This is a genomic window from Nodosilinea nodulosa PCC 7104, from assembly GCF_000309385.1.
Taxonomy (GTDB): Bacteria; Cyanobacteriota; Cyanobacteriia; order Phormidesmidales; family Phormidesmidaceae; genus Nodosilinea; species Nodosilinea nodulosa.
In genome coordinates this window covers 1,904,029-1,929,130 of sequence record NZ_JH976537.1, presented here as the reverse complement: position 1 = coordinate 1,929,130, position 25,102 = coordinate 1,904,029, and the positions used below count along the sequence as shown (strand labels likewise).

The following is a 25,102-nucleotide window of genomic DNA, read 5'->3' as shown; positions in this document are numbered from 1 at the left end:
CCTACAATAGGGTTAGTTAAGTGCACCTTCACCCATGAACACCAAGCTGGTAGATTCCCTTCTCCAGGTCATTGAGTCCCTCTCTGAGGCGGAGCGGAGCTTGCTGTACAACAAGCTAGATCGCAAAGCGGCTTGGAAAGCCAGCCAAAATCGTTTGCGCCACCTGCATCAGCGCCTTCAACAAGGTGATGATGGCAGCATGGCCAATCTCCCCATTGCCGATCTGATTAATCAAGAACGCCAACAGCGCGATCAAGTACTGCTAAGTAGGGGATGCCAACTTGCATGAGCGGGCTTGGCAAATCGCTAACCAGCTCTCGCTACCAGCGACCTACGATGCTCACTATCTGGCCCTGGCTGAAATACTGGCCGCTGAACTGTGGACGGCAGATCGCCGCCTGGTCAATTCAGTACATGACGCCTACGACTGGATTCATCTTGTTACCTAAAAGGCTGCCCCCATGACACAGGATGAGCTTCTGCAACTAATCGATAAGGCCGCCGCTGAAGGCTGGACAGAGCTAGACCTGGCGGGCAAAGGGCTGACGGAGTTACCCCCTGAAATTGGCAAGCTCATCCAGCTTAAGAGCTTGATTCTCGGAAAATGGGATAAGGTAAAATCTGAGTGGATAAGCAATCAACTTACCGATCTACCCGAAGCGATTACTGAACTTCAATCTCTCCAAGAACTCAATCTGAGTGCCAACCGAATCAGCGCGATTCCTGACAATCTGTCTCAACTTCAAAGCCTCCAAGAGCTCAACCTTAGCCATAATAAAATAAGTGTCCTTCCCGACAGCCTGTCTCAACTTCAAAGCCTCCAGGAACTCAATCTATATAATAACAAAATCAGCGTTATTCCCGCCAGCTTGACTCAGCTTGAAAGCTTGCGATCACTTCACCTTGGCTTGAACCAAATCAGTTTCATTCCAGATTTCTTAGAACAACTTTCCAACCTCCAGCTACTGACTCTTCATAGCAACCAAATTTTCGCAATTTCGAATAGCTTTTCCCAACTTAAAAGGCTTCAGTTGTTAGTTCTTCACAGCAACCAAATTCAGATTATTCCGGATAGCTTAATCCAACTTGAAAATCTGACATAGCTCAACATTGGCGGCAACCAAATAAGCATAGTTCCTGACTCAATAGCCCACCTTCAAAACCTACAAAGACTTTTTCTTTTCGATAACCATATAAGCCAAATTCCAGATTCTCTAGCGAAACTTAAGAATCTTCTGCAGCTTAGCCTCCGCTCCAATCGGATCAGCCACATTCCGGATTCTTTGGTTCAGCTCCAGAACCTACAAGAACTCGACCTCCGTTCCAATCAAATTAGCTATATTCCGGATTCCTTGGCTCAGATTCAAAATCTAAAGGAGCTTGATCTCAGCAATAATAAAATTAGCCAAATTCCTGAAAGTTTAGAAACCTTAACTGCCCTAATTAGGATTGATCTACGACAGAACCCTCTGCCTATTTCTCCAGAAATTTTGGGGCCAACTAAACTTAGTGAGAATCCTGGTCCGGTTGAGGAGATTTTTAACTACCTACGTAAACTTCGTAGCGGTGATGTTAGGCCTCTCAACGAGGCCTAACTGTTGTTAGTGGGCCAGGGCAGCGTCGGCAAAACCTCTCTGGTCAAGCAGCTCATGGAGGGCACCTACAACCCCAATGAAGCCCAAACCGATGGCCTCACGGTGCATACCTGGGGTGTCCACGTCAACAGCAAAGACGTGCGCCTCAACGTGTGGGATTTTGGCGGTCAAGAAATCTACCACGCCACCCACCAGTTTTTTCTCACCAAGCGCAGCCTCTACCTGCTGGTCTGCAACTGCCGCACCAGCGAAGACGAAAACCGCATTGAATATTGGCTCAAGCTGATCCAAAGCTTTGGCAGCGAGTCGCCCGTGATCATTGTCGGCAACAAAAAAGACGAGCAGCCCTTCGACATCAACCGCAAAGCTTTGCGAGACAAATATCCCAACATCTGCGCCATTCTGGAAACCTCTTGCCAAAGCGGCGACGGCATCGATGATTTACGCCAGCAAATTATCGCCGAAGTGGGCAAACTGCGGGATGTGTATAATCTGCTGCCCCTCTCCTGGTTTCAGGTCAAAGAACAGCTTGAAGCCCTAGATAAAGACTTCATTAGCTACGGCGAGTACATCGGCATTTGCCACCAAAACCAGATTCCCGAAGAGCAAAACCAAACCCAGCTCATCGACCTGCTGCACAATCTGGGCCTGGTGCTCAACTTTCGTGAGCACGACTTTTTGCAAAACACCAACGTGCTCAACCCCGACTGGGTGACGACGGGCATCTACACCCTGCTCAGCGACGACACCCTCAAAACCCAGGGCAAAGGCATTCTCGACTACGACGATCTGAGCCGGGTGCTAGAGCCAACCCGCTACCCTCCAGAGCGCTACCGCTACCTGACCGAACTCATGCAGGAGTTTCAGCTCTGCTTCGCCCTGCCCGACTGCCCCTGCCCCCGCTTTCTCATCCCGGGCCTGCTGCCCAAAGACGAACCCGAAGATACAGGACTGGAGGGCGACACCCTAGAGTTTCAGTACCACTACCGCATCCTGCCCGAGAGTGTGCTGTCGCGGTTCATCGTGCTCAGCCACGAAAAAATCCACGGCCAAACCTGCTGGCGCAGCGGCGTCATGCTGGAATATTGCGAAGGCGACGAGGTCTGCAACATCGCCCGCGTCAAAGCCGACCCTGAAGACAAAAAGATTTTTATCTCCATTAGCGGACGCGAAACCACCCGCCGCATTTTCCTGGCCCTTATTCGGGACACCTTCACCAGAATCCACAAGAGCTTTGCCGATTTAGAAGTCACCGAATGGGTGCCCGTCCCCAATCATCCCGACCATCCCCCGCTCGACTACCAGGAGCTTTTGGGCCTAGAGGCCATGGGCGAACAGACCGTCACCATTGGCAAACTACGCCTGCGCCTCAACCTGCGCCAGATCCTCGACGGCTATGAACCCGTGGAAGCCCGTCGCCAGAGCGACCTCAAAGAACGCGGCCTTGATATGGAAGAACGCTATGGAGATATTCACATTTACCAGGGCAGCCGCACTACCCATCAGCATGGCAGCGGCGATAATGTAGCAGGCGACCTGGTGCACGGCGACAAAAACACCCCCGCCTCTGAATGAAACTCCCCAATGCTGGTGAAGTCTACATCGATCTGGAGAAGCTGCGAGACTACAGCCTTAACCCCACCCACTCTCGGGGCAAACACAAGGCCCGCCTTTTTGCCGCTATCTTAGGGTTAACCAGCAGCGATACAGAGGTGCTTCGGGCGTATATTCTGCAAGCACTTCAGCAGTACGATGCGGTGATTGGGATGGCTGACGAGTATGGCCAACGCTACATTGTTGACTTCCCGCTCACCCGTAACCAAAACGCCGCGATTGTTCGTACTGCCTGGATTATTCGCCCCGACGAAACCTTTCCTCGGCTTGTGAGTTGCTACATTTTGAGGTGATGCCCATGGTCAGCGCTCTAACAAAATTTCAACTGCTAGATGTGGTTGCTCTCAAAGAAGACCTACCTACCCATCACCTAGCGGCTGGCCAAGTCGGCACCCTGGTCGAGAGCTTGGCCCCCGATGTCTACGAAGTCGACTTTAGCGACGATGACGGCCAAACCTACGCCATGGTGCCGCTACACACCAGCCAGCTCCTCAAGCTCCACTACGCTCCCAACGATATTTCTTTAGAGGCTTCAACCATGGCTAGTACCATTCACCAGCACGGCAGCGGCGACAACGTTGCAGGCGACAAAGTTATGGGGCAAAAAATTGGCACCCAGGTCAACGGCGGCAACATTGGCAATCTGGTCAACGAAGCCAGCGGCCATGCCCAGGTTGTTGCCACAGGCTTTAGCCAAACCAGCGGCACCACCACCGCCGAACTGCTCCAAATTGTCGATCGCCTGCGCCAGACCGCTGGCCAACTGCCCCCCGAAGTGCGCGACGACCTGATTATCGATATCGACGACGTTGAGGCCGAACTTCAAAAGCCCGATGACCAGCGCAGCATGCCGAAGTTGAGAAAACGTCTTGCGGCCCTAGCAACCGCAGCCACCATGCTGACTGGCGGTGTAGCGGCAGCCAACGAATTGGTTGATGGTGTGATTGAGCTAGGCAGCAAAATCGGCATCGAGATTCAGCTGCCATCGTCATCAAACCAGCCGTAGCCTAGAACCCCTTACTAAGCTTGCCTACCGCTACCTTCTAAAACGGCAGCAGGCTCACCAATGGCCCTAGCTGACCCGAGACAGCCGCCACCGCCGATCGCGTTATCGGCCAGCTATCGACTACCATGGCCGCCGATAGCAGCATCATGTAGAGAATCGAGAACTTGAAGAGGCCCTTGGCCAGGTCGCGATCGCTCGGTTCCTTGAGCAGCGCCCAGGCTTTTTGAATAAACATGCCGCCTAGCCCCAGGGCGATCGCGGCGTATACCGCACCCGTGGCCCCCAGGGGGTAGGTCATCATCAGGGTCAGGGGCACCAGCACCAGCGTGTAGTACCAGATCTGCCGGGCGGTCGACTCATCGCCTGCCACCACGGGCATCATCGGCACGTTGACCTTGGCGTAGTCGTCTTGAATGAGCATTGCCAGGCCCCAGAAGTGGGGGGGCGTCCAGATAAACACGATCGCAAAGAACAGCCACGCCGCCAGGGGCAAATCGCCCGTGACAGCGGCCCAGCCCACCAGGGGGGGAATCGCCCCGGCCGCCCCGCCGATGACAATGTTCTGTGGCGAAGACCGCTTCAGCCAGTGGGTATAGACCCCCACGTAGATGGCCAGGCCCACCATCGCCAGCACGGCGCTGAGCAGGTTGGCCACCAGCGCCTGCAACCCAAAGGCCAGCATCGCCAGCACAGCGGCAAACACCAGCGCATCGCGAATCTGGATGCGTCCGGAGGGCAGCGGGCGATGGCGGGTGCGCTCCATGTCGTAGTCGATGTCGCGATCGTAGACGCAGTTAATGGCTTGGGCCGAGGCTGCCGCCAGGGTGCCGCTCAGCAGCGTCACCATTACCAGTACTGGGTCTACTTCTCCCTGGCCTGCCACCCACATCGCCGCCGCCGTTTCCATCAGCAACAGGGGAATAATCCGGGGCTTGGTGAGCTGTACATAGCTCTGCACAACGGCCTTAAACGACTCGTGGTGGCGGGTGGGGGCATTCCATGTGGTGGTCTGATTCATGCAAAAAATCCTAAGTGGTTCTAAAAACCGATTCTGTAAAAAACCGCAAAATTAACTGCCTATGACCAAAAACAGTCGGATAGCTCCCAAGATAACGGCTTTAAGCGACTGTGCTGTTGCCAATCAGACATAACTACGGTTTAACGGCAGTGGGACCAGCGCCAGTCAGCCCAGAGGCAAGCGCCGCCGCGCCAGCCCGATAGTCTCCGGAGGCAGGTTCCAGGCGATTCTGGGACAGATCACTGCGCGAGTCGCGCCAGGCCAGCACCGTAAAGCACACCAGCGTACCCACCAGCGCTGCCCCAAGGGCGTGATGGGCCACGGTGAGAGGCTCTATTTGAAGCCGCAGCCGAAAGGTTGCAATCCCCATCACGAGCTGAAACACCAGCAGCATGCTAGCCAAATTGCCCAGGCGGCGGAGCGGATAGGTGAGCGCTGGAGTTCGCCACACGGTCCAGGTCAGCACCAGCACCGCTACGGAGGCGGGCACGATGCCCAGCAGATGGCTGTTCATCACCTGACAGAGTTCCCTCAGCCCCAGGCACTGATGGGCCGCCCAGCGCGACCCCACCAAGCCCCCCAGCATGCACTGACCATAGACGATCAGCGTTGCCCCCAGCCCCAGCCAGGGCAATCGCCCCACGGTACCGGTGGAGCGGTAGGGCAGCAGGCAGCTAGCGATCGCGAGCATAGCGCTAAAGAAAAGCAAAGCCGCACCCAGGTGGGCCGTCACAATGTCAAAACGCAGCAGCTGCGTCACCGTTAGCCCCCCCAGCGCCCCCTGCAAGCCAATCAGGACCAGGGCACCTACCGCCGCCCAGGGCAGCCAGCCCGGCACCTGCCGCCGATACCAGCCGCACAGGGCCACCAGCCACAGGGTGCTGAGGCCAATCAAGGCGGCATCCAGGCGGTGAAACCACTCCAAAAATACCTGGAGGTTCATCTGCTGCTGGGGCACCAGCTGGCCGTAGCAGAGGGGCCAGTCGGGGCAGGCCAAACCCGCATTCATGACTCGGGTGGCGCTGCCCACCGCCATCAGGGCCAGGGTGGCAAAGGCGATTTTCCACGCCAGACGGCGAATGCGATCGACCGGAGTAGCGGCTGTGGCAGACCACAGCGATTCACGGGCTGAAGCCGGGGAAGAAAGAAAAGGGAAATTTGCGGCCATGCCATCTCCAGCATTGAGCAGTGCAGTTGGGGCGTTTGAGCGATGGAAGCAGGGCAATCAGACTTTTACAAAGGCCGTCGTCAGGGGACGCAGCAGGGGCACAATCTCGGAAATGATCTCAGAGTGTTGAGGCTAGAGTGTTAAGACTATGGAAAACCTGCCGGAGTAATTGCCCTACTCATGAATTACAAGCTACCTAAGCTGTATCAGCGCTGACAAGCTTGGTTACTGATTACTACTGTAGGGAGTGCAACCCTAGAACTGGCAAAGCTTTAGGGTTTTCTTTGGGATTTGACCTCAGCACCGTGGCGCTATACAAAAAGCAGCACAGTGCCGTAGCGAGACACACAACGTAACCTATCGTTACCTTTGGCCGTGCTCCCCTGCCGATGAAGCCGTCGAGCATACACCCTTGGCGATCGCCTGGCCTGTCCGCAGTGCCCCCCAATGCCGTACCCTGGCTAGCAGGTGCCAGCATCAATCAGTTCCCAGGCCTAGACCTAGACCTGGGAAGTGGCTTAGGTGCACCGCCGATCCTTTACCTGGTTCCGCCAGGTGACTGGCACAACCGATCAAAGCTACCTGTCAACCATCCACCGATCGCGACGAGCACATTACTATGAGCGCCCCCCTTACCCTCAACCTGCCCCAGGGATCCCTCCAATTTTCCTTCTCCGAAGAAGCGGCGCTAGGCTTGAAAACGGCCCTAGGCGAGCTGATGGCAGCGCTCAAAGCGGCGGCGGCGGCAGCGGGAGAGTCGGCCCGCCGCCCGCCGCAGCCGCCGATGGAGTATCGCCACACCGGGGAAATTTTTCTGGAGGTCTTTTGCAACCCCAACATCTGGCCGAGTCCCTTTTCGGCTAAGGCCCTGGTGACGCTGCGAGACGACCGCATTCGGGTCACCACCGAGGCTGAGCTATCGCAAATTTACGAAGACGTCAACGCCTATTTAGCCTAGGCGCACGACGCTACATCCTCCCCACCACCCCCTTAGAAGCCAGGCTTGGCCCCCCGATCGCTTCCCTCTATCCCAGGGAGGATAGTAGTCTGAGATGCCGCACCTGCCTGGGCGAGCAGGGTAAAATACAAAGCTGAACAGCTTCTAGTGGCGCTTTGGGTCCGAGCCAAAGCGTTCTGGAGAGCCTGATTTAATGCGCTACTGTTGGATTAAACCAGGGCTTGATGGCGCTACTGGGGGCAACTGGTGGCCGCTAACCGCCACCTGATTTCCTGATTTATGGAGTTTCTAAGGCAGTAAAGCTATGTATCCCGACGATCTCTCCCAGACCTTGCAAAAAGGATTTCGCGTGACCCTTGGGGCCACTGCCTCGCTGCTTGAAGCAATTCAGGATCCTGAAAACTCTAGCCAGAAGTTTTCTGCCCTGGGCAATGACGTCAACCGCCTCACCGAAGAGCTGGAAGTTAAAGGCGAAACCACCGAGCGCGAGGCCCGGTTGTTTGTAGATTCGCTGCTGAGCCAAATGCCCAACCCGTTTACCAGCTCCGCCTCGGAGCCAGAGGTCTCCACCATTACCACCGTGGCCAGCCCTGTGGTCAACACCTCGGTGCAGAGCGATTTAGAAGCGCTCACCCAGGAACTGGCCGAAATTCGCCAGGAAATTGAATCGCTTAAGGGCCAGGACTAGGGGCAATTTCTGCACCGTTTCTGCGCTAGATTCCAGGGGCTGAACTGGGGGCGATCGCTGGTGGAGCGCTAAATTTTGTTTGTTTCGCCCGGTTGGTCCCCATAAATGCCTCCAGAGCCGCTGCGCAGTCCCCTTCGCCTACGCCCAGGGGTGTGTCGGCTGGGGAGATTGTTTGGTGCTGCGAATTGCTGAGCAGGCGCAGCCAGGCCTGAGTAAGACGATGGGCGGTGGGGTCAGCGGCGGCGGACTCTAGCGCCAGTATTGGCCAGCCAAGCATTTCTAGTCTCTGCTGGAGCAGTTCGCCCTGGAGCAGCTCGCCATTGATGGCGGCGGCGCGGCGGCGAAAGAGCATTTGGCAGGCAGCAGAATGCTGGCGCAGGCAGCGGCGGCGATCGCGCAGCGCCCTAGCCCAGGGGCCTTTGCCCAGCCAGGGCAGCACCAGGGGCAGCGGCGACCAGGGGGCAACCAGCCAGCGATCGCGCCGCCAGCGGCCTCGCAAAGCGCGATCGCTGACCCCCTCCGGCGCCAGCACCGCCAGACTCTGCACCCGATCGGGGTAGGTGAGGGCGTACTGAGCCGCCACCCAGGCCCCCAGCGAATGGGCCACCAGCCGACAGCGATGAATGCGCAGGGCGCTCAGCAAACTGTGCAGCGCTTCCACCTGTAGCGCCACGGAGTAGGTGGTTTTGCCCTGGGGCCACGATTCGCCAAAGCCCAGCAGATCGGGGGCCAGGCAGTGGTAGCCGGGGGCGAGGCGCTGCATCAGCGGCAGCCACTGGGTGCTATCGTGCCAGGAGCCGTGGAGAAATACCACCGTTTCGGCCTGGGATTTGCCCCCCTCATGCCAAAACATGGTCCCCGGCGGCAGTTTGATCCGGCCAGTGCGCAGGGGAATCTCGGCGGATAGCGGCATAGCAACTCGTTGGGGTAGATGGCACCAGAATAACCGGGGATTGTGCTCTAGTAGACGAATCCGGCGGGCTTACCCAAAAGCTTAGGCTAAAACCGTTTCTCCCTTAAAGAAATCTTGCAAATGCTGGCGATGATCGTGGGAAAGGTGCTCCCAGGGCAGCCCCTCGGGCGTAAACGTGCGCGCTTCTAATATTTCGCGGGGATCGGCGGGGTAGGGCTTGCCCCTAACCCGCACCGCCACCGTCACACACACCGAGTGAAAGCGGGGATCTCGCCCCGGCTGGGAGTAGACCCCCACCAGGCGCTCCAGCCCTACGGTTTGCAATCCGGCTTCTTCCCTGAGTTCGCGGGCCGCAGCGGTGATCACATCTTCGCCCCAGTCTACGATGCCGCCGGGCAGGCTCCAGAGGCCGTTGTCGCGGCGGCGCACCAGCGCAATGGTGCCGTCAGCCATCAGCGGAATGACGCAGGTGCCCAAAATGGGGCGGCGCAGCAGCAGCCCCATCAGGGTGCGAAAAATATGGGCGAAGTAGGCCATGGGCTACAGAGTTTCCAAGTCGGCCAGCACCTCGTCGGCGTGGGTTTCGGCTTTGACCTTGAGATAGATTTTCTCCAGGTTGCCGTCGGGGCCGATGATAAAGGTGCTGCGGGTAATACCCATATATTCTTTGCCCATGAACTTTTTCAGGCCATAAACGCCGAATTTGCTGGCCACTTCGCCGCCTTCGTCCACCAGCAGCGGAAAGGGCAGGCTGAACTTGTCGATAAACTTGCCGTGGGATTTGGCGTCGTCGGTGCTGACCCCGAGCACCACGGCATCTTTGCCCTGGTAGTCGGCGTAGCGATCGCGGAATCCGCAGGCCTCTTTGGTGCAGCCGGGGGTGTTGTCGCGGGGGTAAAAGTACAGCACCACCCGCTGGCCCTTGAGGTCGGCCAGGCTGTAGGTTTTGCCGGTGGCATCGGGGAGGCTAAAGTCGGGGGCGGGGTCGCCAACGGAGAGAGTCATAGTCGGTATTTAAGAAATAGTTGCGCGCCATGACCCATTGTATAGCGCTGGCCCCGGCGGCAGGCGTTCCCCACTAACCTAAGCACCTACTGCGCCCTGCGATGAACGTGAAACACCGAGGCCTGATCGGTGGGCATGATGAGCAGGTCGCTGACGGTGACGTGGGGCGGGCGGGTGAGGGCAAACAAAATGACATCGGCTATATCGTCTCCGGTCAGAGGGGTCATGCCCTGGTAGACGCCTTTGGCGCGATCGGCATCGCCCCCAAAGCGCACCAGGCTGAACTCGGTTTCGACCAGGCCAGGGTCGATATTGGTAACCCGCACCGGGGTATCCAGCAGATCGAGCGTTAGACCTTCTGAGAGAGACTTGACCGCCGCCTTGCTGGCGCAGTAAACGCTGCCGCCGGGGTAGGTCTGCCGCCCTGCGATCGATCCGATATTCACCACGTGGCCCCGGCCCCGTGCCACCATGCCCGGCACCACCGCCCGCGTCACGTAGAGCAGCCCCTTGATGTTGGTGTCGATCATGGCCTCCCAGTCGTCCAGGGGCGCTTCGTACTGTTTGTCTAACCCTCGGCTCAGCCCGGCGTTGTTGATTAGAATGTCGATCGCCCCCCAGGCCTCGGGCAATCCGTTAATAGCATCGCTCACGGCTGTGGGCTGGCGCACGTCGAGCACTAGAGTTAGTACGTCTGCGCTCTGGTGCTGCTGGATTTCTGTGGCCAGCGCCTGCAGTGGCTCCAGGCGGCGGGCTGCTAATATCAGCCTCGCCCCGGTGGCAGCTAGCTGGCGGGCACAGGCAGCGCCAATGCCGCTGCTGGCCCCTGTGATGAGCACAATTTGGTTGGTAAGAGACTCAGCCATGGGCAAAAGAAGTCAGTGGGTAGGTGAACGGGCTGTGGCAGGGACGATCGCCTAGCGCTGCAGCTCAGCTTGAGCGCGGCGTTAGGACTGTATCGCTGCACTAGGCTACACCATAGCTATCTCTGGGTAGAGGACGCTGTATCGTCTAAGGCGTCGTTTCGGGTTCTGGATTTTTCACGCTGGCTTCAATCTCATCTAGGGTTTGCAGCACCAACCGCTTGGCCTGAAGCTCCCAGCCCCACTTTTGCACCTGAAAGGCCAGGTAAAAGCCAATGCCCGTGGCGATTAAATCCAGCGGCTGCTTCCCCGAGATGCCCAGCAGCAGCCCCAGGCCGCCGATGCCCCAAAAGGGTAGGGCCACCGTCTGGCGGTTTTCTTCTATCAGCTTGGCCAGAAAATTGTTGGGCATGCTCGCCGCCACTTCTTCTCGCACGGCTGCCTGCTTGGGGTAGGGCACGGCAAAGCTAAACTTGCGGCGCAGCTTCTCGATTTTGCGGGCGTCGGTGCTGTACTCGGTCAGCTCGTCTTCGGCCATGCGAATGAGCTGCTCAGCAATGGTCATAGGGGGATTGTCCGAAGTGAGGTCAGGGGGAGACGGTTTTCCCGCCCAATTATCTCACTGTAACGGTCTTCATTTCTCTGGCTAAAGCCCTGCTTTGTCTAGCTCTTCTTTGAGGGCACGCAGGGTTTTGTTGCGATCGCGCAACTGCTGAACGTACTGGCTAAATTCTGCCTTTCGCTGGGTTGTCTTCGAGAGCCGCTGGATCGCTTTGAGATGACCGGCCGCTTGTCGGTAGTTGTCACGACCGCGCTGACCGATGGCCGCTTCTGCGAGTTCTCGATAGAGAACTATGGCCTCCCCAGGCCGATCCGTCTGGATTGCCTTCGCCACTCGCTCCTGATGGGCCAATTTGTTGAAACGCAGCTGGTTCAAATAGCTCAGGGCCAGGTCCCAGTCTTGCTCAAGCAGGGCAATATTGAGCAGCGCGGTAACCTGCTTTTGCTCGCTGAGTTCAGTGATAAGCTGCTGGCGAAGCGTTTTCCACTGCCCCAGGGGCTCTGCCTGGGCCTGCAATTCTTGATAACCTTGCAGGGTAAAGTGGGCCTTGAGCAGCTCAATCTGGGCCGCGACAAACTGCTCGGGTTGACCGTGGTTTTTATAGAAATTGGTCAGCCATTCTTGATAGCTGAAGTGGCTTTTCTGATTGCACTCCTGCACGAACTCGATCGCCAGGTCGGTGGCCTGAGCCCCAAGGAGGGCATCGGCGAACTGGATCACCAGCCCCGGTAGGTCTTTAAAGTGCGATCGCGCGATCGCCAGCGCTTCCTCAAAATTCCCTTGGTTGAGGTGGTAGAAGGCCCGCTGCTGCGGAGTACCCAGCTCTAGTAATAGTTCGCCAGAGTCCGTACCGCTGCCCTGCCTCTCGGCCCGGTCAGCCAGCAGCTTGACTAGGGCCTCTCGTCCCCAGCTGCCGAAGGTCCGCTGCCCTGTTTTATCAAGGGCTTGGCGCACCTGCTTCTCTACCCAGGCCCAGTCCTCATCGGTGCTATAAGTGAGTAGGGCATCCCAGGCCGGGTAGGCGTAGTCCATGCCGCCCAGCTCAATATCTTTGAATACTGCATTCAGGCAGGTCTCAATCCAGAGCCGATGGCGGCCCACATCGAGATTTTCAGCATTGCCCAGGCTGTCGCTCAGGCCCTGGGCAATATCTTGAATAACGCAGCCCACCTCACCGTTGTAATCAATGTCAAGCACGCTGTAGTCGTAGCAGTCGTTGGCGGTCTCTAGCAGGAGCTGGTAGATGTCTCCGGCATTCGTCCAATCCTGGTTTTGGGCAAATCGCTGGCCGTGCTCCGCCAGTGCCGCCAGCGCCGCGGCCATGGGCTTCATCTCGGTGCCCTGAAACACTCGCGCAGTCGCGCGACGGTACTTGTCAAGGTCGGGGGCTTGGCCAGCGGTGGGGGCCGCAGGGGCCTCAACCATCGCCAGCAGATCGGGGTAGCGCTGCACCATTTGCTCGACCATACGTACCAGATCTTCTCGACTGCGCTGGGCCAGTAGTGTTTTGATCGGCTGAATGACTCGGATGCGATCGCGATCGTGAATATACGTCAGCAGTAGCGCCACCTGATGCTTGCACAGGCCGCCCCAGTCGTAGGGGCAGGTGCAGCTAGAGTCTTCAATTCCTTGGGCACTCAGCGTTACCCTGGGCCGATAGGTCATAGAGCCTTCGCAGTCAGCCCAGAGCGTAAGACCCTGAAGCACCGGGTTGAAAATGGCCCCTTTGCGGTAGTAGCGCTGACCCCGCTCGAAGCTTTGCTCCGTAGCCAGGGCTTTGACCTGCGACTCTTTTAGGGGCGGTGGTGCTGTGACCATGGCGCAATTTCCCTATCCAGCTGTACCGTTATCTATAGCGTAATGGCTTGCCAATGGCTAAGAAGCAAAGCAGAAAACCGGGGCAGTTTGGCTACCTTCCTCCCCAACATAAGTTTTTTCTCAACCCCTACCACGATGCGCGGTTTACTCGGTGTCCCAAATGTGACCGACCCACCAAGCTGCGCAAAAAGCCGCTGCTTATTTTGTTCAAGCCCCCCCAGCCGGTGAGCCTGAATAAAACCTGCCGCTACTGCCCCAACTGCGACCTGCTGATCGTTCACAAGGACGACCTGGACGGCCTACTTCAGACCATCTGCCTGCAACATTATCCCGACCTAGTTGGCAATGACTACCTTGTCGTTGGCACAATGGATCGCAAAAACTGGAAAGAAGGCTTGCAGATTAGCTCTTTGGATGGCCTTTTGAACATGGTGCACGACTTCAAACAGCACTTGGAGTTTGAGCCTGCCCGCTATACGTGGGTGAAGGACGACTGAGCCAGTCTAACTATCCTGGCCTAACGCTCCCGGCGCGCCCGCCAGCGTTCGCTTGGGCGAGCAGGTGATGATCATAATCACCAGCGTGAGAATGTACGGGGCCGCGTTAAACAGGTAGTAGTACGAGTCAATGCCCACCGACTGAAACGCAGGCCCCAACGCCTGGGCACCGCCAAACAGCAGCGACGCCCACAGGCACTGCCAGGGCCGCCAGCGGGCAAAGATCACCAGCGCCACCGCCATTAGCCCCTGGCCGCTGGAGATGCGCTCGGTCCACACGCCGGGGTAAAACAGCGACAGACTGGCCCCGCCTATGCCCGCCAAAAAGCTGCCCGCCACAATGCTGGCCATCCGCACCCAAAAGATTGAGATTCCCATGGCCAGAGCCGCATCGGGGCTGTCGCCCACGGCCCGCACGTAGAGGCCCCATCGGGTCGACTTAAAGAACCAGCTCATCAGGGGCACGATCGCCACCCCCAGCAAAAACAGCGGGCTAATTTGCAGGGCCGACTGCACCGGGGCCAGGTCGCTCCAGCCGCCGATGGGCAGGGTCGGCAGATGGGGGGCCTGGGGCTGAATAAACGGCTTGCCAAAGAAATTCGCCAGCCCGCCGCCAAAGATAATCATGGCGATGCCGACGGCTACATCGTTAACGCGGGGCTGCTGCGACAGCCAGCCGTGAATCGACCCCAGCACCATACCCGCTACCCCCGCCGCCAGCACCCCCAGCCAGGGGGCCAGAGTGGGGCCAACAATGCCCGAGCTGAGGTAGGAGATGGCGTAGGCGCTCATGGCCCCAAACAGCAGAGTGCCCTCCAGGCCCAGGTTGATTTTGCCGCTTTTCTCGGTCAGACATTCCCCCAGGCTGACCAGCAAAAACGGTACGCTGCCCCGCAGGGTACCGGCCAAAATTCCCAGGGGTACCCCCCACCAGCCCAGTGCTTCCGTCGCCATTACTCATCCCTCCTACTCATCTACCCATCCACCCACCTACCCATCTACCCGGCCACAACTGCCCCCTCAGCCTCAACCTCGCGCTCTTGAAAGAAAGCAAAGCGACCGTAGAGCGACTCGCTGTACAGCACGCAGAGAAAGACGATGCCCTGGAACACCAGCACGGTGGCGTCGGGCAGGTTGTGCGATCGCTGCAAGATGCCCCCCGCCGCCAAAATGCCGCCCAGCAGCACCGACACCAGCACCGTGGCCAGGGGGTTGTGGCGGGCCACAAAGGCCACCAAAATCCCCGCATAGCCGTAGTTTGACACGATCGATTCGTTCAGCCGCTTTTGCACGGCGGCGACCTCCACCATGCCCGCCAGCCCGGCGCAGGACCCGGCCAAAAAGCACACCGCCAGGGTGAGCTTGCCCACCGGCAGTCCGGCGATGCGGGCGGCCCGCACGTTGCCCCCGGCGGTGCGGGCCGCAAAGCCAAAGGTGGTGCGCTGAATCAAAATGTAGGCCAGCGCCGAGGCCACCAGACCGTAGATCAGGCCCCAGTGCACGCGGGTGTCGGGCAGGGTGCCCAGCCAGGCCGACGGGTCAATCTCGTAGCTGGAGGGCTTGCTGACAAAAGCCGGGTCGCGCAGGGGCCCCTGCACCAGGTGGTTCATCAGGGCGATCGCGATGTAGTTCAGCAGCAGGCTGCTGATGGTCTCGTTCACCCCCCGGTAGTGGCGCAGCGCCCCCGCCGCCATAATCCACAGCCCGCCTGCCACCAGGCTGCCCAGGGCCATCGCCAGCAGCACCAGGCCGCCGGGCAGCGTTCCCCCCAGCCCCAGGCCCACCAGCACGGCGGCCAGCCCGCCAACGACTAACGCCCCCTCGTTGCCGATAATCACCAGCCCCAGCCGGGCGGGCAGGGCCGTACAGAGGGCCGTGAGCATTAGGGGCGAGGCCCGAATCAGGGTGTTTTGCCAGGCGCTCCAGCTGCCAAAGGCCGCTTTGTAAATAGACCCGTACACCGCCAGGGGATTTGCCCCCGCCAGGGCACAAAAAACACCAAAGATGACCAGGGCCGCCAGCACTGCACCAATGGGAAGGGCGATCGATTCTAGCGATTCTCTCAAAGGACGCTGCGCGAAGCGCCGCCAAGCTGTCGTAGACGCCATGGTTATGCCCTAGCTCACAGAACCGATCACGCCTTCGACAAAGTAGTCCATTTTTTCGAGTTCAACGTTGTTGGTCTTCATCTCCTTATCGGCCGGAAGAACTTCGTCGCCAGTGTTGGTTTTGAGAGGGCCTTTATAAATCACCAGGTCCCCAGATTTAATCCCGGCGGCTGCGGCATCACCATCGGCCTTGGCCTCATCGGTTACCGCCGGACCGTAGGGCGAGAGCTTACAGAAGTTATCGGCTAGCCCACCCCGCAGGATATGGGGAATATCTCCGGCCATCAGGGTCTTGCCCGCCATGAAATCTTGCCCCAGCTTGGTGTAGATGCTCGACCAGTCCCACTCGGCCCCGGTGAGGTAGCCCTTAGGAGCCAGGGAGCTTTGGTCGGCGTGATAGCCCGAAGTATAGACACCGCGTTTTTCAGCCGTTTCTATAACCACTTTGGGGCTGTCAACGTGGCAGGTAATCACCTCAATTCCCTGGTCGGCCATGCTGTTGGTGGCCTCAGCTTCTTTGACTGGCTCTGCCCACTCACCGGTAAAAATCACCTGGGTGGTCGCCGCCGGATTCACCGATCGCGCCCCCAGGGTAAAGCTGTTGACGTTGCGCAGCACCTGGGGAATGGGCTTGGCCGCCACAAAGCCCAGCTTGCCCGACTTGCTCATGCGCCCGGCCACCACCCCAGCCACGTACTGGGCTTCGTCGATGTAGCCAAAGTAGCTGCCCACATTGTTGGGGTGTACGCCCTCCTGGTACAGCCCCCCGGCGTGCAGGAACTGCACATCGGGAAATTCTTTAGCCATGTTCAGAATGTGGGGGTCGAAGTAGCCAAAGGAGGTGGGAAACAGTACCTTGGCCCCGTCGATTTCGATCATGCTGCGCATGGTTTCGGCTACCGCCGTGGTTTCGGGCACGTTGGCTTCCTCTACCAGGCGAATCCCCGGCACGTTGGCGACCATGGCCGCAGCCCCCTCGGCGTGGGCCTGGTTATAGCCGTAGTCGTCCTTAGGACCGACGTAGATAAAGCCCACGACCAGTTCTTCGGGGGCAGCGCCGTCGGCTGCGGCGTCACCCCCTGTGCTGGGCGACTGGGCGCAGCCAGTACCAAACTTGGCGGTGAGACCAAAGGCAGAGGAGGCCAGCAGCCCCCGCACCACCTGCCGCCGAGAAAAACCAAAAGCACGGTTGCGATCGCTCATCGTGTGTACAACTCTCTGATTCAGGGATAGACCAATATAGTGGCGAAATCACAGCCCCACCAGCAAACCCTAGCGTTCATAACCGCCAGTTTGCCCACGGCTGCTCTGCAGCTTTTACACCATCTCCTAAGAATTGGTAAAAGCCAAGCTTGTAGTTGTATCAAAAAGAACAGTTTGCCGGGTTCTTGCGCGGCCTGGGGTGAGGGGCGATCGCCCCTCACCCCAGGCCGCGCAACGTCTGGAGTAGTCAGGGCATCGCGCTGGGGATAGGAGCACCGCGTTTGGCGGCGGCAGCAACACCGAAACCCCAGGAGTTTCTTCACCCCTGGGGTTTTAGTCAGCTGGCGACGCTCCAGGCGACGCTCTAAATGTGCTGTTCCAGCAGCTCGGCGATCGCCCGGTGCTCCACGGGCGGCACCAGCGGAAACTGCTGACGGGTGTCGGTAATTAGCCAGTCGAGGGCGGCGGCCTTCATATCGATAGAAGCCCCGGTTTTATCGACGCAGTAGCGGCCAAACACCAGCTTATCGACCAGGCGCACCCCAGGGCCAATCCGCGAATATTCAAAGATCACGCTCTTGTCGACGATCGCGCCGCTGCAGATCGAGCAGTTGTTGCCAATGGCGCTGGGGCCAATGATGGTGGCCCCGTCTTCGATGTGGGTCATGCCGCCGATGTAGACCGGACCTTCGACGTTGACCTTATCCCAGTTGGCCTTGACGTTGAGGCCGACGTAAACGCCGGGGCGAATCTCTTCGCCGGGAATATCGACCAGGTTGACCACGCCGGTCAGCACATCCTGGATGGCGCGCCAGTAGTCGGGCACCTTGCCGATGTCGACCCACTCAAACTCCATGGGAATGCCGTAGAAAGGGGCGTGGTTGGCCACCAGCTTGGGCAGCAGATCGCCGCCAATGTCAAAGGAAACGCCCGAGGGAATGTAGTCAAAGACTTCCGGCTCAAAAATGTAGATGCCGGTGTTGATTTCGGTGCTGAGCGCCTCTTCGACCGAGGGCTTTTCCTGGAACGACTTCACCCGCCCTTCGCCGTCGGTGACCACAACCCCGTAGCTGGGCACCTGCTTGAGGGGCACGGTTTTGGTAATGATGGTGGCGATCGAACCCTTTTCGCGGTGGCGGCGCACGGCCTCGGTGAGGTCGAGGTCAATCAGCGCGTCGCCGCAGAGCACCACAAAGGTGTCGTCAAAGAAAGGCGAGAAGTCCTGAATTTTGCGCATGCCCCCGGCGGAGCCAATGGCATCGCCGACCAGCTCGCCGTTTTCTTCGATGCGGCCCTCGAAGGAATAGGCCAGCTCTACCCCAAAGCGCTGCCCATCGCGAAAATAGCCCTCAATTTCGTTGGCCAGGTGGCTGACGTTTACCATAATCTGGTCAAACCCGTGCTGGCGCAGCAGCTCAAGCAAGAACTCCATCACCGGCTTCTGCATGATCGGAATCATGGGTTTGGGAATGGTGTAGGTGATGGGCCGGACACGGGTGCCTTTGCCGGCAGCCAAGATCATGGCTTTCATAAAAATAGGATCCTTTAGTTTGCAGGGTATAGATCTACAGCGGAGCAGATTTTTGAGTTAAGGGTGGGGTTAAGTCGCCGAGCCAGAAGCCGGAAATGATTGCAGGATGGGGCGTTGGCCTTCCTGGACCGGTCTTCGCCATTGCACTCGGCCATGCTAACAGCGACCCCTACCAGAGCGCCGATAACCCAGCGGGCCTTCAAGGAGTTCTTACACTTTCTTTAAAATAGCCTGAGCGCTCTTGAAACGGTAGCGATCGCCTACCGCCCCCAGGCCTCTAAGTTTTAGTCAGGCAGAATAAACGCGGGCAGTTCGGCCTCTGCGGCTGTCAGGGGGGCGCGGTTGAGGTTTCTGACCCGTAAATCGCCGTAAAAGGCGTCCTGGCCCAGCTCCACCTTCGACTGGGCCGAGAGAAACAGCAGGCCCCAAAACACTCCCACTTTCTCGTGCACCGCTGCGGCGTGGGGGGTATCAAAGTCGTGGTTATCTTCCAGGTCGGCGGGCTTAAAGTTGGGCCACTGCTCCAGCAACAGCTCAAAGTCGATCCACAGCAGGTCTTCCCCCAGCTCGTCCCAGTACTGGTCGAGAAAGGTTTCGAGGGCGGCGGCGATTTCGGAGAGATTTTCCTGGTGGGCCAGCTGGGCGATCGCGCGCACCGCCTGGCGCTGGGGCTGGGGCCTGGCCCGCCGGGCTCGCAGGCGGGGGGTGTGGTCGGCCATGACTGTGGCCATGGTTTCGAGCTGCTGAATTAGCTCCTGCAGGGTGACCTGCCTGCGCTGGGGGGTGGGGGCGACAGCCCGGCGGTGCAGGTGGCGCTCCAGGTTGCGGGGCAGTGGCACCAGCTCGGGAATCTCTTCTTCCCACAGCTCCTCAGGGTTGGCCTCGGCCTCGGCCTCGGCCTCGGCCCGCACCATGGTGTCGGCCTTGAGCAGCACCAGCATGGAGGCGTACAGAAACCCCTGGCCCGACTCGGAGAGGTTGGCCTCGTAGGGGGTGCGGCCCTGACTGGCCAGGGTTTCAGACTGGGCCTTGAGCAGCGATAAAAAGCGATCGATCACGTCGATCACCTTCACATCCCACGGGTCGATTTCGCCCTGATCGGCCAGGTCGATGAGAAATGCGATCGCGGTTTGAGCCAGGGATGACGACATAGAACGGTTAAAAGACAGCGGTGCTGCCAAACCATAAAGAATTTTTGGAAGACGGGCTGAGAAACTTGGAGAATTTCAGTAGGTTAAAGCCCCAGATTGTTCAAGGCCTGCACCGCCGCGTCGACAAACGGCTTGCCAAAAACCGCTGACAGCAGCCCAAACCCCAGGGCCAAGCCCAATACAACCCCTACCTGAGGCCAGTTCCAGTCAATGGATGCTCCATAGGACATTAGAACAATGCTCAAAAATGCACCGAGCGTAGCACCCCCTGCAAATCGCTGAATTACCCCAGTACTAGGGGATGGCGCTGCTTTAGTCGCATCGTCAGTAGGGTTAGAAGCCATTACAGATTCCCTTGTCGTTAGCCAGTTATATCCAATTCACGCATGGGAAATGCGTTGGAGACAATAGCAGACACGATCAACCAAAGGGCGAACTCAAGCCGAGAGCTGGCCCTATCTTAACGAACTATTACCCGAGCGCCGATCAAACCTATCGGCATTCACTCTACTGGGCAAAGGCCTCTCCGCCATCGCCATCCTCGACCTTGGCCGCGGGCAGCATCAGGCTCTGCTCTTCGAGCTCCACCCGGTAGCGCTGTACGTCCTGCTCTAGCTGCTGAATGCGCACCTCGCGCTGCTGCATATCTTTACCAAAGGAAATATAACCCTGCACCTGAGCCCAGACGCTAAATACCCAGGCAAAGACGGCCCCAATGCCCATGGCGATAATCAGCTCGACACACAGGGGCGATTCCACATCTATGCCGGGGGCGATGTGGATAATGACGGGTTCGGTGTTTTCAATGCCGAATAGCACCAGGGCTAAGGCAATTACAAAAATAACGACGAAATTTACTTGCCGCATGGCTCTGGCCTCAAAATGCTGGGTTCGCTGGGTCAATACTAGGTTCAGCCTGGGATCGATCGCCTGCCGACGGGCAGCCCCCGGATCTGGACTTAGATAAGGTTATTTAACCAGGCAGACTTTAACTTTGGTGAAAGGTTTTTGCCGATTTAAGCACACGATAGCGCAGGCCGTAGCCGCCCAAGACCAGGGCTACAATGCCCAGGGTGCCCAGGGCAATGGCATTGGGTAGCCAAAACACGGCCTCAATGCGGGTGATCTGCCCTGGCTCAAGCTGCCAGACGGCCCCGCCCGCATCTTTGGCCAGGGGCGATGCAGCCGCAGGAGAAATTTTAGCCAACCCCCAGGGCACCTGGAGGCGAAAGCGCAGATCGGCCCAGGGGGGAGTGGCAGAGTCCGCAGCATTGGCGGGCAGGTCGCGCAGGTCGAGGGTATAGGTGAGGTGGGTGCGGCTGGCCAGCACCCAGTTAGTCTGGTCTAGGCTCAGGTCAAAGGGCACGGCCCCCCAGCCAGGCAGCTCTAGATAGGTGGGGCGGGCGATGTCAGCGCTGCGGGCCGTCGCGGGGCCAGGGTCAGAGTCTGGGGCTGGCGCTGGCTCCGCCCACAGCTGCTGAAATCGATCGGTCAAATCCTGCGCGGTGCCAAAGGGTACGGTGAGCGTGATGGTTTGGGGGCCTTGGCTGAGCTGGCCACCCAGGGGGCGCGATCGCAACCTCAGCGCCTCCAGCCAGGGGGCCAGGGTCGGCTGGGCCAGGGCTGCCCCGCGATCGCTGAGGGCGATGGTTTGGGAGATTTGGCCGTGGGTATGGTGATCAAACCGCAGGGTGAGGTCGTAGCGCAGACAGCCGCTCAGCACCAGGGGCAGCAGCAGCAGGGGCAGGCGCTTTAGCAGCTGCCGCCAAGCCCCAGAGGCGGCCCTGAAATATCCATCGCCCATAGCGTTCATAGCGTTACGTTCTGATGCCACTCTTTTTGCCTCGCTCCGCAGCCCTGGCCAAGGCTATACCATTAGAGCGTTAGATCCAACGGTAGCCGGTAGCGTTGCATGAATGACCTCTCCCCTGCCCCCATCACCGCCTGGCATACGGTTGGCGTTGACGCAGCTCTAGACCAGCTCGAGAGCAGTGCCGACACCGGCCTTAGCCCCCAGGCCGTAATCGATCGCCGCCGCCAGTATGGCCCTAACGAGCTAGAGGAAGTCGGGGGTCGCCCCGCCTGGCGCATTCTGCTTGACCAGTTCACCAACATTATGCTGCTGATGCTGATCGCGGTGGCGGTAGTGTCGGGGGTGCTGTCCTTTAGAAATCAAGAATTTCCCAAGGATGCGATCGCCATTTTTGCCATTGTCGTTCTCAACGGCGTGCTGGGCTACCTGCAGGAGAGTCGGGCCGAAAAAGCCCTCGCCGCCCTGAAGCAAATGGCCTCGCCCAACGTGCGGGTGCAGCGCGACGGTCGCCTGCTGGAGGTGCCCTCCCAGGACCTGGTGCCCGGCGACATCATGCTGCTGGAGGCGGGGGATCAGGTGGCCGCCGACGGCCGCCTGCTAGAGGCGGTGAACCTCCAGCTGCGCGAGTCGGCCCTGACCGGAGAGGCCCAGGGGGTCAACAAGCAGGCGACCATGACCTTAGCCGCCGATGCCGCCCTGGCCGATCGCAAAAACCTGGTGTTTCAGGGCACCGAAGTGGTGCAGGGCCGAGGCCGAGTCTTGGTCACCAACACCGGTATGAAAACCGAGCTGGGCCGCATTGCCGCCATGCTGCAAGGGGTCGAAACCGAGCCCACGCCCCTACAGCAGCGCATGGATCAGCTGGGTAACGTGCTGGTGGTCGGATCGCTGTCCCTGGTCGCCATCGTGGTGGTGGGTGGGGTTATTTTTGGCGGCTGGCAGGCCTTTGAAAACCTGCTAGAAGTTGCCCTCAGTATGGCCGTGGCCGTGGTGCCCGAGGGGTTACCAGCGGTAATTACCGTCACCCTGGCGATCGGCACCCAGCGCATGGTGCGCCGCCACGCCCTGATTCGCCGCCTGCCTGCGGTCGAAACCCTGGGCTCGGTGACCACTATTTGCTCCGACAAAACCGGCACCCTGACCCAGAACAAAATGGTGGTGCAGCAGGTGCGCACCCTGTCCCAGACGCTGGAGATTACCGGCGAAGGCTATGCCCCCGAGGGCAGCTTTTTGAGCGCCGGAGCCTCGGTGGACCCCCGCCAGGTGCCCGACATAGGGCTGCTGCTGCTGGATGGCCTGCTGTGCAACGATGCTGTGCTGCAAAAGGAAGCGGGCGACTGGGCGATTATGGGCGACCCCACCGAGGGGGCGCTGGTGGTGATGGCCTGCAAGAGTGGGTTAGATCGCCACCGCCTGGGCCACGAAATGCAGCGGGTGGTGGAGTTTCCCTTTTCGTCGGAGCGCAAGCGCATGAGCGTGGTGGTGAGCGGCGTAGGGGCGCTGGGGACTGACCTCACCCTGCCGGGGAAGGTGCTCGAGGCCCCTTACCTGATGCTGGCCAAGGGGTCGCCGGAGATGCTGCTCGACTGCTGCACCAGCGGGATAAAGGGGTTAGAGCAGTTTCCGCTAACTGCCGAGGGGCGATCGCAGGTCCTTTCCGACAACGCCGCCATGGCGGGCCAGGGGCTGCGGGTGCTGGGCTTCGCCTATCGGCCCATGGCGACCGTACCCATCGAGGGCGATGCCGACGCCGCCGAGCAAGGCCTGGTGTGGCTGGGCCTGGTGGGCATGATCGACGCCCTGCGCCCGGAGGTGCGGGTGGCGGTGGAGCGCTGCCGGGGCGCAGGCATTCGCCCGATGATGATTACCGGCGACCACCAGCTCACCGCCATGGCGATCGCCCAATCCCTGGGCATTGCCGACAGCCAATCCCGGTCCCTCAGCGGCGCTGACCTGGAGGCCATGGACCAGGCCGAGCTAGAGGCCGCCGTCAAAAAGGTCAGCATCTACGCCCGAGTGTCTCCCGAGCACAAGCTGAGAATTGTTAAAGCCCTGCAAAAAGACCACCAGATCGTGGCTATGACCGGCGACGGCGTCAACGATGCCCCCGCCCTCAAGCAGGCCGAAATTGGCATTGCCATGGGCATTACCGGCACCGATGTCAGCAAAGAGGCCAGCGATATGGTGCTGCTGGACGACAACTTTGCCACCATCGTTGCGGCCACCGAAGAGGGGCGGGTGGTCTACACCAACATTCGCCGCTTCGTGAAGTACATTCTGGGCAGCAACATCGGTGAGCTGCTCACCATCGCCCTGTCGCCGCTGCTGCTGCCCATTTTGGATGTGCCCCTGTCGCCCCTGCAAATTTTGTGGATGAATCTGGTCACCGACGGCTTTCCGGCCCTGGCTTTGGCGGTGGAACCGGCAGAACCCGACGTGATGGAGCGCCCCCCCCACGACCCCCAGGAGAGCATTTTTGCGCGGGGGCTGGGGGCATACATGCTGCGTATTGGCATTGTGTTTACGATTATTTCGGTGACGATGATGGTGTGGGCCTATCACTGGTCGCAGCAAGAGGGCGACCCCGATCGCTGGAAGACGATGGTGTTTACCACGCTTTGTCTGGCTCAAATGGGCCACGCGATCGCCGTGCGCTCCAACACCCGCCTAACCGTAGAAATGTCGCCCTTCTCAAACCCGTTTGTGCTGGTGGCCGTAACTGTCACCTGCCTGCTTCAGCTCATGCTGATCTACGTTGAGCCCCTGCGAAACTTCTTCGGCACCCACCTGCTCAGCCCCTACGAACTGCTGATCTGCTTCGGCTTCAGCACCCTGCTATTTGTCTGGGTCGAGCTGGAGAAGGTCTACCGCCGCATCCGAGGCAAGGTTGTGAGGGATTAAAATCCATCTGCTTATCTATCTATCAATACCCAAGGCATTGCTCAAACTGAGCAATGCTACGAATCGCGGCCATAGCATTCACTAATCTTCCGATTAACTTCTTCATTGTAGTAAACCTGGAATTTTTGTTTTTGGGTGAATAGTAGCCTTAGCGACATAGTTTCACAACTAGCCAGGTCTTTTTTGTAAAGAAGAAGCTTCCTTTGATAAATGATAAATTTTACTGCATATTTAAAGCGACTGTAAGCTGTTGCGCATCTAAATTGCATCAATAGCACTTCCCTTGTTTTTCACCTTCCGATGCCAATTTATGGCCAGTTCTCCTTCATTGAGAAGCTTATTGATAAGAGCCTCGAGATCTTCAATAGACTTAAATAAACGATTTGAGATGAACTCTTTTGCTGAATGCCAAACCAATTCGACCAGATTGTAGTCCGGGCTATACTCAGGTAAAAACTCCAAAACTAAATTTGGCATCTCTAACTTTATCTTCTCTGTAAATTCCTCCTTTTTGTGAATGCTCGCATTGTCTAAAATAATCACAACCTTAGGCCCGTCTTTCTCAAATTCGCTCACGCTCCTATCCTCGCCAGCCCAGTCATAAATAACCTCCTCGTAAAAGTTCTTGAGAACCTTATAAAATTTTCACCGGTTCCTTTGGGGAGAAAGTCCACCAACCGCTTCTTGTCC

27 protein-coding genes and 1 pseudogene are annotated in these 25,102 nt (G+C 58.6%); 11 read left to right on the top strand and 17 right to left on the bottom strand.

Annotated elements, in window-relative coordinates; genetic code table 11:
- Positions 1-34: 34 nt before the first annotated feature.
- The 7 genes from LEPTO7104_RS36845 to LEPTO7104_RS43215 are packed head-to-tail and all read left to right on the top strand — an operon-like array spanning position 35 to position 4,215.
- Positions 35-289, top strand: a complete 255-nt coding sequence (locus LEPTO7104_RS36845; RefSeq protein WP_017298186.1) for a hypothetical protein — start codon at positions 35-37, stop codon at positions 287-289.
- Positions 282-449, top strand: coding sequence for a type II toxin-antitoxin system VapC family toxin (locus tag LEPTO7104_RS39970; RefSeq protein WP_017298185.1), 168 nt, complete (start codon positions 282-284; stop codon positions 447-449). The genes LEPTO7104_RS36845 and LEPTO7104_RS39970 overlap by 8 nt, the downstream gene beginning before the upstream one ends.
- 12 nt (positions 450-461) lie before the next feature.
- Positions 462-1,103: a leucine-rich repeat domain-containing protein gene (locus tag LEPTO7104_RS43225; RefSeq protein WP_017298184.1), complete on the top strand. Its 642-nt coding sequence runs from the start codon at positions 462-464 to the stop codon at positions 1,101-1,103.
- A 6-nt stretch (positions 1,104-1,109) separates the two neighbouring features.
- A complete protein-coding gene (locus tag LEPTO7104_RS43545) occupies positions 1,110-1,595 on the top strand; it encodes a leucine-rich repeat domain-containing protein (protein ID WP_422879848.1) in 486 nt (161 codons plus the stop codon).
- 9 nt (positions 1,596-1,604) lie between these two features.
- The gene (locus LEPTO7104_RS43220) at positions 1,605-3,170 is read left to right on the top strand and encodes a COR domain-containing protein (RefSeq protein ID WP_017298182.1); all 1,566 of its coding nucleotides are present in this window, start codon (positions 1,605-1,607) and stop codon (positions 3,168-3,170) included.
- Complete coding sequence (locus LEPTO7104_RS0108730) at positions 3,167-3,502, top strand: DUF6883 domain-containing protein (RefSeq protein ID WP_017298181.1); 336 nt, start codon at positions 3,167-3,169, stop codon at positions 3,500-3,502. Before LEPTO7104_RS43220 ends, LEPTO7104_RS0108730 begins: the two co-directional genes overlap by 4 nt.
- Positions 3,503-3,507: 5 nt before the next feature.
- Positions 3,508-4,215, top strand: coding sequence for a DUF4926 domain-containing protein (locus tag LEPTO7104_RS43215; RefSeq protein WP_083887167.1), 708 nt, complete (start codon positions 3,508-3,510; stop codon positions 4,213-4,215).
- Positions 4,216-4,252: 37 nt separating this feature from the next.
- Here the strand turns inward: LEPTO7104_RS43215 and LEPTO7104_RS0108720 are convergent, their stop codons facing one another.
- Positions 4,253-5,233, bottom strand: coding sequence for a heme o synthase (locus LEPTO7104_RS0108720; protein WP_017298179.1), 981 nt, complete (start codon positions 5,231-5,233; stop codon positions 4,253-4,255).
- Between the two features lie 133 nt (positions 5,234-5,366).
- The gene (locus LEPTO7104_RS33235) at positions 5,367-6,401 is read right to left on the bottom strand and encodes a COX15/CtaA family protein (RefSeq protein WP_017298178.1); all 1,035 of its coding nucleotides are present in this window, start codon (positions 6,399-6,401) and stop codon (positions 5,367-5,369) included.
- A 619-nt stretch (positions 6,402-7,020) separates the two neighbouring features.
- On the opposite strand from LEPTO7104_RS33235, the gene LEPTO7104_RS0108710 reads away from it, so the two are divergent.
- Both LEPTO7104_RS0108710 and LEPTO7104_RS0108705 read left to right on the top strand, forming a co-directional pair.
- The gene (locus tag LEPTO7104_RS0108710; protein ID WP_017298177.1) at positions 7,021-7,359 is read left to right on the top strand and encodes a hypothetical protein; all 339 of its coding nucleotides are present in this window, start codon (positions 7,021-7,023) and stop codon (positions 7,357-7,359) included.
- A gap of 304 nt (positions 7,360-7,663) precedes the next feature.
- Positions 7,664-8,047, top strand: a complete 384-nt coding sequence (locus tag LEPTO7104_RS0108705; RefSeq protein WP_017298176.1) for a hypothetical protein — start codon at positions 7,664-7,666, stop codon at positions 8,045-8,047.
- A 25-nt stretch (positions 8,048-8,072) separates the two neighbouring features.
- Here LEPTO7104_RS0108705 and LEPTO7104_RS33230 read toward each other — a convergent pair whose 3' ends face one another.
- From LEPTO7104_RS33230 to LEPTO7104_RS0108675, 6 genes are all read right to left on the bottom strand, one after another.
- Positions 8,073-8,960: an alpha/beta fold hydrolase gene (locus LEPTO7104_RS33230; RefSeq protein ID WP_017298175.1), complete on the bottom strand. Its 888-nt coding sequence runs from the start codon at positions 8,958-8,960 to the stop codon at positions 8,073-8,075.
- 81 nt (positions 8,961-9,041) lie between these two features.
- Positions 9,042-9,497, bottom strand: coding sequence for an NUDIX hydrolase (locus tag LEPTO7104_RS0108695; RefSeq protein ID WP_017298174.1), 456 nt, complete (start codon positions 9,495-9,497; stop codon positions 9,042-9,044).
- A 3-nt stretch (positions 9,498-9,500) separates the two neighbouring features.
- Entirely contained in the window at positions 9,501-9,965 is a 465-nt protein-coding gene (gene bcp, locus LEPTO7104_RS0108690; RefSeq protein WP_017298173.1) for a thioredoxin-dependent thiol peroxidase, read from the bottom strand.
- A gap of 86 nt (positions 9,966-10,051) precedes the next feature.
- The gene (locus LEPTO7104_RS0108685; RefSeq protein WP_017298172.1) at positions 10,052-10,831 is read right to left on the bottom strand and encodes an SDR family oxidoreductase; all 780 of its coding nucleotides are present in this window, start codon (positions 10,829-10,831) and stop codon (positions 10,052-10,054) included.
- 145 nt (positions 10,832-10,976) lie between these two features.
- The gene (locus tag LEPTO7104_RS0108680) at positions 10,977-11,393 is read right to left on the bottom strand and encodes a hypothetical protein (protein ID WP_017298171.1); all 417 of its coding nucleotides are present in this window, start codon (positions 11,391-11,393) and stop codon (positions 10,977-10,979) included.
- Positions 11,394-11,474: 81 nt separating this feature from the next.
- Entirely contained in the window at positions 11,475-13,208 is a 1,734-nt protein-coding gene (locus LEPTO7104_RS0108675) for an SWIM zinc finger family protein (protein ID WP_017298170.1), read from the bottom strand.
- A 53-nt stretch (positions 13,209-13,261) separates the two neighbouring features.
- On the opposite strand from LEPTO7104_RS0108675, the gene LEPTO7104_RS0108670 reads away from it, so the two are divergent.
- The gene (locus LEPTO7104_RS0108670; RefSeq protein ID WP_017298169.1) at positions 13,262-13,705 is read left to right on the top strand and encodes a hypothetical protein; all 444 of its coding nucleotides are present in this window, start codon (positions 13,262-13,264) and stop codon (positions 13,703-13,705) included.
- A gap of 6 nt (positions 13,706-13,711) precedes the next feature.
- On the opposite strand, the gene LEPTO7104_RS0108665 is transcribed toward LEPTO7104_RS0108670, so the two are convergent.
- From LEPTO7104_RS0108665 to LEPTO7104_RS0108630, 8 genes are all read right to left on the bottom strand, one after another.
- A complete protein-coding gene (locus LEPTO7104_RS0108665; RefSeq protein ID WP_017298168.1) occupies positions 13,712-14,659 on the bottom strand; it encodes an ABC transporter permease in 948 nt (315 codons plus the stop codon).
- 44 nt (positions 14,660-14,703) lie between these two features.
- Positions 14,704-15,813: an ABC transporter permease gene (locus tag LEPTO7104_RS0108660; protein WP_051158485.1), complete on the bottom strand. Its 1,110-nt coding sequence runs from the start codon at positions 15,811-15,813 to the stop codon at positions 14,704-14,706.
- Positions 15,814-15,822: 9 nt separating this feature from the next.
- Positions 15,823-17,016: a BMP family ABC transporter substrate-binding protein gene (locus LEPTO7104_RS0108655; protein WP_017298166.1), complete on the bottom strand. Its 1,194-nt coding sequence runs from the start codon at positions 17,014-17,016 to the stop codon at positions 15,823-15,825.
- 364 nt (positions 17,017-17,380) lie between these two features.
- The gene (locus LEPTO7104_RS0108650) at positions 17,381-18,547 is read right to left on the bottom strand and encodes a nucleotidyltransferase family protein (protein ID WP_017298165.1); all 1,167 of its coding nucleotides are present in this window, start codon (positions 18,545-18,547) and stop codon (positions 17,381-17,383) included.
- Positions 18,548-18,831: 284 nt separating this feature from the next.
- On the bottom strand, positions 18,832-19,698 hold the full coding sequence (locus LEPTO7104_RS0108645; protein WP_017298164.1) for a segregation/condensation protein A: 867 nt from the start codon (positions 19,696-19,698) through the stop codon (positions 18,832-18,834).
- Positions 19,699-19,781: 83 nt separating this feature from the next.
- Positions 19,782-19,928, bottom strand: a complete 147-nt coding sequence (locus tag LEPTO7104_RS39965; RefSeq protein ID WP_017298163.1) for a hypothetical protein — start codon at positions 19,926-19,928, stop codon at positions 19,782-19,784.
- A gap of 277 nt (positions 19,929-20,205) precedes the next feature.
- A complete protein-coding gene (locus LEPTO7104_RS0108635) occupies positions 20,206-20,565 on the bottom strand; it encodes a lipopolysaccharide assembly protein LapA domain-containing protein (RefSeq protein ID WP_026072502.1) in 360 nt (119 codons plus the stop codon).
- 121 nt (positions 20,566-20,686) lie between these two features.
- Entirely contained in the window at positions 20,687-21,511 is an 825-nt protein-coding gene (locus LEPTO7104_RS0108630; RefSeq protein WP_017298161.1) for a DUF3153 domain-containing protein, read from the bottom strand.
- A gap of 99 nt (positions 21,512-21,610) precedes the next feature.
- Between LEPTO7104_RS0108630 and LEPTO7104_RS0108625 the strand changes: the two genes are divergently transcribed.
- Positions 21,611-24,412, top strand: coding sequence for a cation-translocating P-type ATPase (locus LEPTO7104_RS0108625; RefSeq protein WP_017298160.1), 2,802 nt, complete (start codon positions 21,611-21,613; stop codon positions 24,410-24,412).
- A gap of 258 nt (positions 24,413-24,670) precedes the next feature.
- Here LEPTO7104_RS0108625 and LEPTO7104_RS33225 read toward each other — a convergent pair.
- A pseudogene (locus tag LEPTO7104_RS33225) lies at positions 24,671-25,102 on the bottom strand (transposase); the annotation flags it as partial.

Coding starts and splice junctions, on each gene's coding strand:
- LEPTO7104_RS36845 (WP_017298186.1), top strand. CDS start 35: ATGAACACCAAGCTGGTAGATTCCCTTCTCCAGGTCATTGAGTCCCTC.
- LEPTO7104_RS43225 (WP_017298184.1), top strand. CDS start 462: ATGACACAGGATGAGCTTCTGCAACTAATCGATAAGGCCGCCGCTGAA.
- LEPTO7104_RS0108730 (WP_017298181.1), top strand. CDS start 3,167: ATGAAACTCCCCAATGCTGGTGAAGTCTACATCGATCTGGAGAAGCTG.
- LEPTO7104_RS43215 (WP_083887167.1), top strand. CDS start 3,508: ATGGTCAGCGCTCTAACAAAATTTCAACTGCTAGATGTGGTTGCTCTC.
- LEPTO7104_RS0108720 (WP_017298179.1), bottom strand. CDS start 5,233: ATGAATCAGACCACCACATGGAATGCCCCCACCCGCCACCACGAGTCG.
- LEPTO7104_RS33235 (WP_017298178.1), bottom strand. CDS start 6,401: ATGGCCGCAAATTTCCCTTTTCTTTCTTCCCCGGCTTCAGCCCGTGAA.
- LEPTO7104_RS0108710 (WP_017298177.1), top strand. CDS start 7,021: ATGAGCGCCCCCCTTACCCTCAACCTGCCCCAGGGATCCCTCCAATTT.
- LEPTO7104_RS0108705 (WP_017298176.1), top strand. CDS start 7,664: ATGTATCCCGACGATCTCTCCCAGACCTTGCAAAAAGGATTTCGCGTG.
- LEPTO7104_RS33230 (WP_017298175.1), bottom strand. CDS start 8,960: ATGCCGCTATCCGCCGAGATTCCCCTGCGCACTGGCCGGATCAAACTG.
- LEPTO7104_RS0108695 (WP_017298174.1), bottom strand. CDS start 9,497: ATGGCCTACTTCGCCCATATTTTTCGCACCCTGATGGGGCTGCTGCTG.
- bcp (WP_017298173.1), bottom strand. CDS start 9,965: ATGACTCTCTCCGTTGGCGACCCCGCCCCCGACTTTAGCCTCCCCGAT.
- LEPTO7104_RS0108685 (WP_017298172.1), bottom strand. CDS start 10,831: ATGGCTGAGTCTCTTACCAACCAAATTGTGCTCATCACAGGGGCCAGC.
- LEPTO7104_RS0108680 (WP_017298171.1), bottom strand. CDS start 11,393: ATGACCATTGCTGAGCAGCTCATTCGCATGGCCGAAGACGAGCTGACC.
- LEPTO7104_RS0108675 (WP_017298170.1), bottom strand. CDS start 13,208: ATGGTCACAGCACCACCGCCCCTAAAAGAGTCGCAGGTCAAAGCCCTG.
- LEPTO7104_RS0108670 (WP_017298169.1), top strand. CDS start 13,262: ATGGCTAAGAAGCAAAGCAGAAAACCGGGGCAGTTTGGCTACCTTCCT.
- LEPTO7104_RS0108665 (WP_017298168.1), bottom strand. CDS start 14,659: ATGGCGACGGAAGCACTGGGCTGGTGGGGGGTACCCCTGGGAATTTTG.
- LEPTO7104_RS0108660 (WP_051158485.1), bottom strand. CDS start 15,813: ATGGCGTCTACGACAGCTTGGCGGCGCTTCGCGCAGCGTCCTTTGAGA.
- LEPTO7104_RS0108655 (WP_017298166.1), bottom strand. CDS start 17,016: ATGAGCGATCGCAACCGTGCTTTTGGTTTTTCTCGGCGGCAGGTGGTG.
- LEPTO7104_RS0108650 (WP_017298165.1), bottom strand. CDS start 18,547: ATGAAAGCCATGATCTTGGCTGCCGGCAAAGGCACCCGTGTCCGGCCC.
- LEPTO7104_RS0108645 (WP_017298164.1), bottom strand. CDS start 19,698: ATGTCGTCATCCCTGGCTCAAACCGCGATCGCATTTCTCATCGACCTG.
- LEPTO7104_RS39965 (WP_017298163.1), bottom strand. CDS start 19,928: ATGTCCTATGGAGCATCCATTGACTGGAACTGGCCTCAGGTAGGGGTT.
- LEPTO7104_RS0108635 (WP_026072502.1), bottom strand. CDS start 20,565: ATGCGGCAAGTAAATTTCGTCGTTATTTTTGTAATTGCCTTAGCCCTG.
- LEPTO7104_RS0108630 (WP_017298161.1), bottom strand. CDS start 21,511: ATGAACGCTATGGGCGATGGATATTTCAGGGCCGCCTCTGGGGCTTGG.
- LEPTO7104_RS0108625 (WP_017298160.1), top strand. CDS start 21,611: ATGAATGACCTCTCCCCTGCCCCCATCACCGCCTGGCATACGGTTGGC.